At 62.3% G+C, this 11,728-nt stretch carries 7 protein-coding genes and 1 pseudogene; all 8 read left to right on the forward strand.

Annotated features, from left to right (window positions below; translation table 11 throughout):
- The first annotated feature begins 152 nt into the window (after window positions 1-152).
- Window positions 153-1,235 (forward strand): ABC transporter permease, encoded by a 1,083-nt coding sequence (locus tag AC1DUU_RS11220; protein WP_476783495.1) that lies wholly within the window; start codon window positions 153-155, stop codon window positions 1,233-1,235.
- Window positions 1,235-2,020, forward strand: coding sequence for an ATP-binding cassette domain-containing protein (locus AC1DUU_RS11225; protein ID WP_476783496.1), 786 nt, complete (start codon window positions 1,235-1,237; stop codon window positions 2,018-2,020). Before AC1DUU_RS11220 ends, AC1DUU_RS11225 begins: the two co-directional genes overlap by 1 nt.
- Window positions 2,021-2,178: 158 nt before the next feature.
- Window positions 2,179-4,644 (forward strand): glycogen/starch/alpha-glucan phosphorylase, encoded by a 2,466-nt coding sequence (locus AC1DUU_RS11230; RefSeq protein ID WP_476783500.1) that lies wholly within the window; start codon window positions 2,179-2,181, stop codon window positions 4,642-4,644.
- Between the two features lie 52 nt (window positions 4,645-4,696).
- On the forward strand, window positions 4,697-6,913 hold the full coding sequence (gene glgB, locus AC1DUU_RS11235; protein WP_476783497.1) for a 1,4-alpha-glucan branching protein GlgB: 2,217 nt from the start codon (window positions 4,697-4,699) through the stop codon (window positions 6,911-6,913).
- Window positions 6,914-6,927: 14 nt separating this feature from the next.
- Window positions 6,928-8,190 (forward strand): glucose-1-phosphate adenylyltransferase, encoded by a 1,263-nt coding sequence (gene glgC / locus AC1DUU_RS11240; RefSeq protein WP_476783498.1) that lies wholly within the window; start codon window positions 6,928-6,930, stop codon window positions 8,188-8,190.
- A gap of 3 nt (window positions 8,191-8,193) precedes the next feature.
- Window positions 8,194-9,639 (forward strand): glycogen synthase GlgA, encoded by a 1,446-nt coding sequence (glgA, locus tag AC1DUU_RS11245; RefSeq protein ID WP_476783501.1) that lies wholly within the window; start codon window positions 8,194-8,196, stop codon window positions 9,637-9,639.
- Window positions 9,639-11,267 carry an alpha-D-glucose phosphate-specific phosphoglucomutase gene (locus AC1DUU_RS11250; RefSeq protein WP_476783499.1) on the forward strand — a complete coding sequence of 543 codons (1,629 nt, stop codon included), beginning with the start codon at window positions 9,639-9,641 and terminating at the stop codon, window positions 11,265-11,267. Before glgA ends, AC1DUU_RS11250 begins: the two co-directional genes overlap by 1 nt.
- A gap of 217 nt (window positions 11,268-11,484) precedes the next feature.
- Window positions 11,485-11,728, forward strand: a pseudogene (locus AC1DUU_RS11255) (glycogen debranching protein GlgX); the annotation flags it as partial.

The raw sequence follows: 11,728 nt of genomic DNA on the forward strand, positions 1-11,728 counted from the left end.
GTGTTGAATCCATCGACGTCAAGTCTGGCCTTGAGAAGTGCTGGGGTTGATCTGAGCGCCTGACGGCGTGACACTCTCTTCAGACGAAGGGCGGCCCCTTGGTCGCCCTTCCTACAAGAGGGATAAAAATCCCTCATTGGGAGGAAATCGACATGTCTGACGCATCGGCAAACGCCGGGCGACCGCAGGAGTTCGAGAAGGTTCTCTCGGGCAGCGACACGTCAGTGGCAAGCTTCGACACCCACACCCGCTCGCCGGTAGAAAAGGTCCAGCACTTCCTGCATTCAAATCCGGCGGCGGTGCCGCTGATCGTGCTCGTCGCCTCGCTGATCGCCTTCGGCATCCTCGTCGGCGGCAAGTTCTTCTCTGCGTTCTCGATGACGCTGATCCTGCAGCAGGTCGCCATCACCGGCATCATCGGTGCGGCACAGACGCTGGTCATCCTGACCGCCGGCATCGATCTCTCGGTCGGTGCCATCATGGTGCTTTCGTCGGTGGTGATGGGGCAGTTCACCTTCCGCTACGGCTTGCCGCCGTCGCTGGCGATCCTGTGCGGCTTTGCCGTCGGCGCCTTCTGCGGCTGGGTCAACGGCGTGCTGGTCGCCTACATGAAGCTGCCGCCGTTCATCGTGACGCTCGGCATGTGGCAGATCGTGCTGGCCTCGAACTTCCTCTATTCGGCGAATGAGACGATCCGAGCCCAGGATATCGACGCCCAGGCACCCATCCTCAAATTGTTCGGCACGACGCTCAAGCTCGGCAATGCCGTGCTCACCTATGGCGTGATCGCCATGGTGCTGTTGGTCATGGTGCTTTGGTACATCTTGAACCACACCGCCTGGGGACGGCATGTCTACGCCATCGGCGACGATCCCGAGGCGGCCCAGCTTTCCGGCGTGCGCGTCAACAGGGTACTTATCTCAGTCTACGTCATCTCCGGGCTCATCTGCGCGCTCGGCGGCTGGGTGCTCATCGGACGCATCGGCTCGGTTTCACCGACCGCTGGCCAATTCGCCAACATCGAATCCATCACTGCGGTAGTGATCGGCGGTGTCTCGCTGTTCGGCGGGCGTGGCTCGATCCTCGGCATGCTGTTTGGGGCGCTGATTGTCGGCGTGTTCCAGCTCGGCCTGCGGCTGATCGGCACCGACCCGCAATGGACCTATCTGTTGATCGGCGCGCTCATCATCATCGCTGTCGCCATCGACCAGTGGATCAGAAAGGTTGCAGGCTAATGTCGACCGAACCACTTCTCACCGCCCGCGGCCTGGTCAAGCGTTATGGCCGCGTTACCGCCCTCGACCAGGCCGATTTCGACCTCTATCCTGGCGAAATCCTCGCCGTGATCGGCGACAACGGTGCCGGCAAATCCTCGCTCATCAAGGCAATCTCAGGCGCGATGACGCCCGACGAAGGCGAAATCCGTCTCGAAGGCAAGGTGATCAACTTCAAGGCGCCGATGGAAGCCCGGGATGCCGGCATCGAGACGGTCTACCAGAACCTTGCTTTGTCGCCGGCCCTGTCGATCGCCGATAACATGTTTCTTGGCCGCGAGATCAGGAAGCCAGGTATCCTGGGCAACTGGTTCCGCATGCTCGACCGAACGACCATGGAAAAGCGCGCCCGCGATAAACTGACGGAACTTGGGCTGATGACCATCCAGAACATCAGCCAGTCGGTCGAGACACTGTCTGGCGGCCAGCGCCAGGGCGTGGCAGTGGCGCGCGCCGCCACCTTCGGCTCCAAGGTCGTCATCATGGATGAGCCGACGGCCGCCTTGGGTGTCAAGGAATCCCGTCGCGTGCTGGAACTGATCCTCGACGTGAAGCGGCGCGGGCTGCCGATCGTGTTGATCTCGCACAACATGCCGCATGTGTTCGAAGTGGCTGACCGGATCCATATCCACCGGCTCGGCCGCAGGCTCACCGTCATCGATCCAAAGGAATACACGATGTCGGATGCCGTGGCCTTCATGACCGGAGCCAAGGCCCCGCCGGAGGCGGCGCTCGCCGCCGCCTGAGTGGTTGGCTACAACCCTGAGTCTCCGCGTCGCGCGATATTGACGCGGAGGTTTAAATCGATTGAGATCGCATTCTTAATGGCTAACATGAGTGCGGGAGGATAGGTGTCGGCGAGGGAGGAAACATCTAGGTGGCCGAACAGGATGCGAGAGGCGACATGACCCGCGCAGTGACCCCGAATATCCCCCAGCCGCTTGGCGACACCAGTCCTGAGGCACTTGCAGCCGAAATTCTGAGCGCGCTGAAATACCGGCTCGGCAAGGACGCCAYGGTTGCCACGGAATATGACTGGCTGACAGCGTCGATCAAGGTCGTGCGCGACCGCATCGTCGACGAATGGATTTCTTCGACCAAGGAGGCCTATGACCAGAGCGCCAAGCGGGTCTATTACCTCTCTCTGGAATTCCTGATCGGCCGCCTGATGCGCGATGCGTTTTCCAATCTCGGCCTGATGGAAGCGATGCGCGAGGCGCTCGCCTCGCTCGGCGTCGAGTTCGATGTCATCGCCAAGCTGGAGCCCGACGCGGCGCTTGGCAATGGCGGTCTTGGCCGTCTCGCTGCCTGCTTCATGGAAAGCATGGCGACCGTCGACATTCCCGCCCATGGCTACGGCATTCGATATGCCAACGGCATGTTCCGCCAGGAGATCCATGACGGCTGGCAGGTCGAGCTGCCGGAAACCTGGCTGGAACACGGAAATCCGTGGGAATTCGAGCGCCGCGAACGTGCTTTTGAGGTCGGCTTCGGCGGATCGGTCGAATCCGTCACCGCCAAGGACGGGCGGCTTGAGCGCCACGTCTGGAAGCCCACCGACCGCGTGCTGGCCGTTGCCTACGACACGCCAGTAGTCGGCTGGCGCGGAGCGCGCGTCAACACGCTGCGCCTGTGGTCCGGCATGCCGCTCGACCCGATCCTGCTCGACAAGTTCAACGCCGGCGACCACATCGGTGCGCTCGCCGAGAGCAACAAGGCCGATGCGCTGTCGCGCGTGCTCTATCCGGCCGACGCCACCCCGGCAGGCCAGGAGCTTCGGCTGCGCCAGGAGTATTTTTTCTCCACCGCTTCGCTACAGGACATCCTTCAACGGCATCTGAGCCAATATGGCGACCTGAATTCCTTGCCCGACAAGGCGGCGATCCATCTCAACGACACACACCCGGCTGTGGCTGTGCCTGAACTCATGCGTTTGTTGATGGACGTGCACGGGCTCGATTTCGATACGGCCTGGGRCATCRCCAAAAGCACCTTCGSCTACACCAACCACACGCTSYTRCCSGAGGCGCTGGAAAGCTGGCCGGTGCCGCTGTTCGAGCGGCTWTTGCCSCGCCACATGCAGATCGTCTACGCGATCAACGCCGAAGTGCTGCTGGAAGCGCGGGCGACCGGCCGCTTCACCGGCGAACAGATCACCCGCATCTCGCTGATCCAGGAAAACGGCGAGCGGCGCGTGCGCATGGGCAATCTGGCCTTTGTCGGCTCGCACAGCGTCAATGGCGTCTCGGCTTTGCACACCGAACTGATGAAGGAGACGGTGTTCGCCGATCTCCACAGCCTTTATCCCGAACGCATCAACAACAAGACCAACGGCATCACGCCGCGCCGCTGGCTGATCCAGTGCAATCCCGGCCTGACCGGCCTCGCGCGGGAAGCTATCGGCGACCGCTTCCTCGACGACATCGAGGCGATACGGGAGCTCGACGCGTTTGCTGGGGATGCGGCGTTCCGGGAGAAGTTTGCAGCTGTCAAACGCGCCAACAAGGAGCGGCTTGCTAATCTCGTCGCCGAGCGATTGGGCATCAAGGTCGATCCGTCGGCGCTGTTCGATATTCAGATCAAGCGCATCCACGAATACAAGCGCCAGCTTCTGAACATCATCGAGGCGGTGGCGCTCTACGACCAGATCCGCTCGCATCCCGAACGCGAGTGGATCCCGCGCGTAAAATTCTTCGGCGGCAAGGCGGCACCGAGCTATCACAACGCCAAGCTGATCATCAAACTGGCCAACGACGTCGCCAAGGTGATCAACCGCGACCCGTCGGTGCGCGGACTGCTCAAAGTCGTCTTCGTGCCGAACTACAATGTCAGCGCCGCCGAAATCTTGATGCCGGCAGCTGACCTTTCGGAGCAGATTTCGACCGCCGGCATGGAAGCTTCGGGCACCGGCAACATGAAGTTCGCGCTCAACGGCGCGCTCACCATCGGCACGCTCGACGGCGCCAATGTCGAGATCAAGGAACATGTCGGCGACGACAACATCTTCATCTTCGGCCTGACCACCGAGGAGGTCGAGCAGCGGCGCAGCGGCGGATATCAGCCGGGCGCGGTGATCGACGGTTCGCCAGAACTCAAGCAGGCGGTGGCGGCGATTTCGTCCGGCGTGTTTTCGCCCGACGATCCCACGCGCTACCGTGAGCTGATGGACGGGCTTTACCAGCACGACTGGTTCATGGTCGCGGCAGACTTCGATGCTTACGCGGCCGCCCAGCGGCAGGTTGATGCGGTCTGGCGCGACAGCCCGGAGTGGTATGCGCGTGCTATCCGCAATGTCGCGCGAGTCGGCTGGTTTTCTTCCGACCGCACCATTCGACAATATGCCAAAGAAATCTGGAACGTACCGGCCTGATGTGATTGCATGAACTGACCTCACGAAGAACCCTGGGAGGGGACACCGCAACATGCTGAAGCCCGGCGCCGCCGCCGAAACGAAACCGGAGCTTGAAAGAGCGGCGGACAGCGATGTTGAGGCGATCGTCAACGGAACCCATGGCGATCCGTTCGCGGTTCTGGGGCTTCAGCAATTGGGCAAGGGCTTCCTCGCGCGCTGTTTCGTGCCCCATGCCGAAACCGTCACGGCACATACGCTGGACGGCAAAGCCTGCGGCGAGCTTGCACGACGCAACGATGTCGGTTTCTTCGAAGGCAAGCTGACAATCCGCAAGCGCCAGCCGATCAGGCTGTACGCCCACAACGCCGGCGGCGACTGGTGGCTTATCGATCCCTACAGTTTCGGCCCGGTGCTTGGACCGATGGATGATTATTTCATCGCCGAGGGTTCGCATCTCCGGCTGTTCGACAAGCTCGGGGCGCATCTGATTTCGCATGAGGGCGTCGATGGCGTTCATTTTGCGGTGTGGGCGCCCAATGCCCATCGCGTCTCGGTCGTTGGCGATTTCAACGACTGGGACGGCCGTCGCCATTCTATGCGGTTGCGCCAGGACATTGGCATCTGGGAAATTTTCATTCCCGATATCGGCCCCGGCCGGCCCTACAAGTTCGAGCTGATCGGTGCCCGTGGTGTCAGGCTGCCGCTGAAGGCAGATCCTTACGCCATCCGCTCCGAGCTTCGGCCGGCAACTGCATCGGTCACCGACAGGCCCCAGGCGCATGAATGGGCCGACGATGCGCACCGCGCTTACTGGAGAGCGGCCGACCATCGCCGCCAGCCGATCAGCATATACGAGGTCCATGCCGGCTCGTGGCAGCGGCGTGATGATGGCGGCTTCCTGTCATGGGACGAGATGGCCGACAGGCTGATCCCCTATGTCGCCGAGACTGGGTTCACCCATATCGAGTTCCTGCCGATCTCCGAGCACCCCTACGATCCCTCATGGGGCTACCAGACAACGGGGCTCTATGCGCCGTCGGCCCGCTTTGGCGACCCCGATGGCTTTGCCCGTTTTGTCGACGGCGCCCATCAAGCCGGCATCAGCGTCATCCTCGACTGGGTGCCAGCGCATTTCCCGGTCGACGAGCACGGGCTTGCGCATTTCGATGGCACGGCACTCTATGAGCATGCCGACCCGCGCCAGGGTTTCCACCCCGACTGGAGCACCGCGATCTACAATTTCGGCCGACGCGAGGTGGTGTCCTTCCTGGTCAACAACGCGCTGTTCTGGGCCGAGAAATACCATGTCGATGGCCTGCGCGTGGATGCGGTGGCGTCGATGCTTTACCTCGACTACTCGCGCAAGGAAGGCGAGTGGATCCCCAACGAGTTTGGCGGCCGCGAGAACCTGGAGTCGGTCCGTTTCCTGCAGAAGATGAATGTCGCCGTCTATGGCACGCATCCCGGCGTGATGACGATTGCCGAGGAGTCAACGTCGTGGCCCAAGGTATCGCAACCGGTGCATGAGGGCGGGCTCGGCTTCGGCTTCAAATGGAATATGGGCTTCATGCACGACACGCTGGAGTATCTTTCGAAAGAGCCGATCCATCGTAAACATCACCACGGCGAGATCACATTCGGGCTGATTTACGCCTTCAGCGAGAATTTCGTCCTGCCGCTGTCCCACGACGAGGTCGTGCACGGCAAAGGCACGCTGCTCAGCAAGATGGCCGGCGACGACTGGCAGAAGTTCGCGACACTGCGCGCCTACTACGGATTCATGTGGGGCTACCCCGGCAAGAAGCTTTTGTTCATGGGCCAGGAGTTCGCCCAGCGCGCCGAGTGGAACGAAGCGAAGGCGCTCGACTGGAACCTGCTCGACTACCCACCGCATCGAGGCGTGCAGACGTTGGTGCGCGATCTCAACTCTCTCTACCGCTCGCGCCCGGCACTTCACGCGCGTGATTGCGAACCCGAGGGTTTTGAGTGGCTGATCGTCGATGACGCGGCGAACTCGGTCTTTGCCTGGCTGCGCAAGGCGCCGGGTGCTGCCCCTATTGCCGTCATTTCAAGCTTCACGCCGATCATGCGCGAAAACTATCGCGTGCCGCTGGCCAAAGCCGGTACCTGGCGGGAAATCTTCAACTCCGACGCGCTGGATTATGGCGGGTCGGGCAAGGGAAACAGCGGCGTGGTCACCGCACGGCCGACGGATGGAGGAGGGGCAGCCGCGACGCTGCTTCTGCCGCCGCTGGCGACGATCATGCTTGAATTTGTGGCGGACTGAGCAGGGAGGGTGCCATGGAAATCAAGAGAAACCAGCCGCTGGCGCGCGATGCCATGGCCTATGTTCTGGCGGGGGGGCGCGGCAGCCGACTCAAGGAACTGACCGACCGGCGCGCCAAGCCTGCTGTCTATTTCGGCGGCAAGACGCGCATCATCGATTTCGCGCTGTCCAACGCTCTCAACTCGGGCATCCGCCGTTTAGGTGTCGCCACCCAGTACAAGGCGCATTCGCTGATCCGCCACCTGCAGCGCGGCTGGAACTTTCTGCGGCCCGAGCGCAATGAGAGTTTCGACATCCTGCCGGCGAGCCAGCGTGTCTCCGAGACGCAGTGGTATGAGGGTACCGCCGACGCGGTTTACCAGAACATCGATATTATCGAGGCATATGGCCCTGAATACATGGTCATCCTCGCCGGCGATCACATCTACAAGATGGATTACGAGCTGATGCTGCGACAGCACGTCGACGCGGGGGCTGACGTCACCGTCGGCTGCCTCGAAGTGCCGCGCCTCGAGGCGTCAGGCTTCGGCGTGATGCATGTCGACAAGAAGGACAACATCATCTCCTTCATCGAAAAGCCGGCCGATCCGCCCGGCATTCCCGACAAGCCCGACTATGCGCTCGCTTCGATGGGCATCTATGTCTTCAAGACCAAGTTCCTGATGGAACAGTTGCGCCGCGACGCCGCCGAGCCTGAATCGAGCCGCGACTTTGGCAAGGACATCATCCCTTACATCGTCCAGCACGGCAAAGCGGTGGCGCATCGCTTCGCCAAATCCTGCGTGCGCTCGAGTACGGAAGGCGAGGCCTATTGGCGCGATGTCGGAACTGTYGACGCCTATTGGGAGGCCAATATCGACCTGACTGATATTACGCCCGAACTCGACCTCTACGATCGAGACTGGCCGATATGGACCTATTCCGAACTGACGCCGCCGGCCAAATTCGTCCACGACGAGGACGGTCGGCGCGGCTCGGCGGTGTCGTCGCTCGTCTCGGGCGATTGCATCGTTTCGGGCGCTTCGCTCAAGCGCAGCCTGATTTTCACCGGCGCGCGGATCAACTCCTACGCGACGCTGGAGGATGTGGTGATGCTGCCGGCCTGCCATGTCGGTCGCTACGCCAGGCTTAATCGCGTGGTCATCGATCACGGCGTACACATCCCCGAGGGGCTGGTCGTCGGCGAGGATCCCAAGCTCGACGCCAAGCGTTTCCGCGTCTCGGAAAAGGGCATCTGCCTGATCACCCAGGACATGATCAACAGGCTGGAGTTGTAATTGGTGCAGGTGCTTTCGGTCACGCCCGAGATTTTTCCGCTGATCAAGACCGGCGGGCTGGCCGACGTGACCGGCGCACTGCCAGTGGCGCTCGCTGGGCTAGGGGTCCGGACGCGCAGTCTCGTGCCGGGTTATCCCGTGGTGATGGCTGGGCTGAAGAAGAAAAAGGCGCTCCATCAATACACGGCATTGCAGGGCGGCAAGGCGGCATTGCACGCCGCCGAGGTCGCGGGCCTCGATATGCTGGTACTCGACGCGCCGCATCTGTTTGACCGGCCAGGTGGTCCCTATGGTGACGCCACAGGTGCGGACTGGCAGGACAACTGGCGGCGCTTTGCGGCGCTGGGTCGTGTCGGCGCCGACATCGCCGCGGGTGCAATCAAGGACTACAGGCCCGATATCGTGCATGCGCATGACTGGCAGTCGGCGATGACGCTTGCCTACATGCGCTACGGCGAGGCGGCGAATGTGCCCTCGGTGATGACGGTGCACAACCTGGCGTTCCAGGGTCAGTTTGGCGTGAGCATATTCAATGGACTGGGCTTGCCACAGCAGGCGATGGCGCTCGACGGCGTCGAATATTATGGCGGCGTGGGCTTCCTCAAGGCAGGCCTTCAGGCCGCTTGGGCGGTCACCACGGTAAGCCCGAGCTATGCCCAGGAGATCAGGTCGCCGGCCTTCGGCATGGGCCTTGACGGGCTGATCAACCTGCGGGCCGACGAATTGCACGGTATCGTCAACGGCATCGACGACGATATCTGGAACCCCGAGACCGACAAGCATCTCGCCGCGACCTACACCGCCAAGACCTTGAAGGGGCGCAAGGTCAACAAACGCGCGATCGAGGAGCGCATGACGCTCGATCGTGAAGATGGCCCGATCTATTGCGTCGTCAGCCGCCTGACTTGGCAGAAGGGCATCGACATCCTGGCGTCCATCATCGATCCGGTTATCGCCTCCGGCGCACGCCTGGCAATCCTGGGCTCTGGCGATGCCGGGCTGGAAGGCGCGCTTTTGGCGGCCGCGGCGCGGCATCGTGGCCGGGTCGGCGTCGTCATAGGCTATGACGAGGGGCTGTCGCACCTGCTGCAAGGCGGTGCCGACGGCATATTGATTCCGTCACGTTTCGAGCCCTGCGGCCTGACCCAGCTCTACGGCCTGCGTTATGGCTGCGTGCCCATCGTCGCCCGCACCGGTGGGCTTGCCGATACCGTCATCGATGCAAATGAAGCGGCGGTGGCGGCTGGTGTCGCCACCGGCTTCCAGTTCACGCCGGAAGATGCTGGCGCTTTCCAGCATGCTATTCTTCGCGCCAACGCACTTTATGCAGATCCGGCCGGCTGGACCTCGCTGCAACGGCAGGGCATGAAATCGGATGTTTCCTGGGATCGAAGCGCCCAGAAATATGCCGCACTTTACCGCAAGCTTCTCTCCAAAAGGGATGCCTGATGATTCGTACAGTCTCTACCTCGCCTTATGACGACCAGAAGCCCGGCACTTCGGGCCTGCGCAAGAAGGTGCCCGTCTTCCAGCAGCCGAACTATGCCGAGAACTTCATCCAGTCGGTGTTTGATTCGCTTGAAGGTTTTGCCGGCAAGACGCTGGTGGTCGGCGGCGACGGCCGCTTCTACAATCGCGAGGTGATCCAGAAGGTCATCGCCATGGCGGTGGCTAACGGCTTCGGCCGCGTGGTGGTGGGGCAGGGCGGCATCCTGTCGACGCCGGCGGCCTCCCACCTGATCCGCAAGCGCAAGGCTTTTGGCGGCATCATCTTGTCGGCCAGCCACAATCCCGGCGGCCCGCACGAAGATTTCGGCATCAAATACAATGCCGAAAACGGCGGCCCGGCGCCGGAGAAGATGACGGATGCGATCTACGCCCACAGCAAGGTCATCTCGAGCTACAAGATCGCCGATGTCGCACCGGTCGATATAGACCGCCTGGGCACCTTCGAGGTTGGCGGCATCAAGGTCGAAATCGTCGACCCGGTGACTGACTATGCCGAGCTGATGGAGACGCTGTTCGATTTCGACGCGCTGCGCGCCCTGTTCAAATCGGGCTTCCGCATGCGCTTCGATGCCATGCATGCCGTGACCGGTCCCTATGCCAAGGAAATCCTGGAAAAGCGGCTTGGCGCTGCCAACGGAACCGCGCGCAATTTCGTACCGCTCGAGGATTTCGGCGGCCATCATCCAGACCCCAATCTGGTCCACGCCAAGCACCTTTATGACGAGATGATGGGCCCCAACGCGCCGGATTTTGGGGCGGCCTCCGATGGTGACGGCGACCGCAACCTGATCATCGGGCGCGGCATTTTCATCACGCCTTCGGATTCGCTGGCGATGCTGGCTGCAAACGCCCATCTCGCGCCGGGCTACAAGTCGGGCCTCAAGGGCATTGCCCGTTCGATGCCGACAAGCGGCGCCGCCGACCGGGTCGCTGAAAAACTCGGCGTCGGCATGTACGAGACGCCGACCGGCTGGAAGTTCTTCGGCAACCTGCTCGACGCCGGCATGGCGACGATCTGCGGCGAGGAGAGTGCCGGTACCGGCTCAGACCATGTCCGCGAAAAAGACGGGCTGTGGGCGGTGCTGCTATGGCTCAACATCCTTGCCGTGCGCGGCGAAAGCGCCAAGGACATTGTCGCCAAGCATTGGGCGACCTACGGCCAGAACTATTATTCGCGCCACGACTATGAAGAAGTCGAGACCGATCGCGCCAACGCGCTGGTCGATGAGCTGAGGGCGAAGCTTGGCTCGCTGCCGGGCACGAACGTGCGTGGCATGAAGATCGCCAGCGCCGACGACTTCGCTTACCACGACCCGGTCGACGGATCAGTGAGCAAGAACCAGGGCATCCGCGTGCTCTTCGAGGGCGGCTCGCGCGTCGTCTTCCGTCTGTCCGGCACGGGCACGTCAGGTGCTACGCTGCGCGTCTATATCGAGCGCTACGAGGCCGATCCGGCGCGGCATGGCCTCGACACGCAGGCAGCGCTTGCCGACCTGATCCAGGCGGCCGAAGACATTGCCGGCATCCGCAGCCACACCGGTCGCGACAAGCCGAGCGTGATTACGTGAGATTGGGGATGACGGCTGATCTCCCCCCTTGCGGGGGAGATGTCCGGCAGGACAGAGGGGGGCAACGTAGGGCGCCTGCGATCCGCGAAGTGCGCACCTTCCAAAGGCGACAAGGCCGCCAATCCTGGATCGGGTGTGTTTTCTCGCACCCCCCTCTGTCCCGCCGGACGTCTCCCCCGCAAGGGGGGAGATTGGACTGCCTCGCTGTCGCTTTCCAATGAACTCGCGTCGCGCCAACACTGCGCTGGGCGCGACAATTACCGACAGCGGCATCCGTTTCGCTGCCTGGTCGAGTTCCGCCGAACGCATGTGGGTGTCGGTCTTCGACGCCGAGGGCAAGACCGAAACCGACAGGCTGGAGTTGCAGCGCGAAGGCGAGGGTGTCTTCGTGCTGTCGGTTGCCGGATTGGGCGAAGGAGCCTGTTATGGCTTCCGCGCCGACGGGCGATACGCGCCAGACG

The organism is Aminobacter sp. P4_H6_2 (assembly GCF_056400805.1).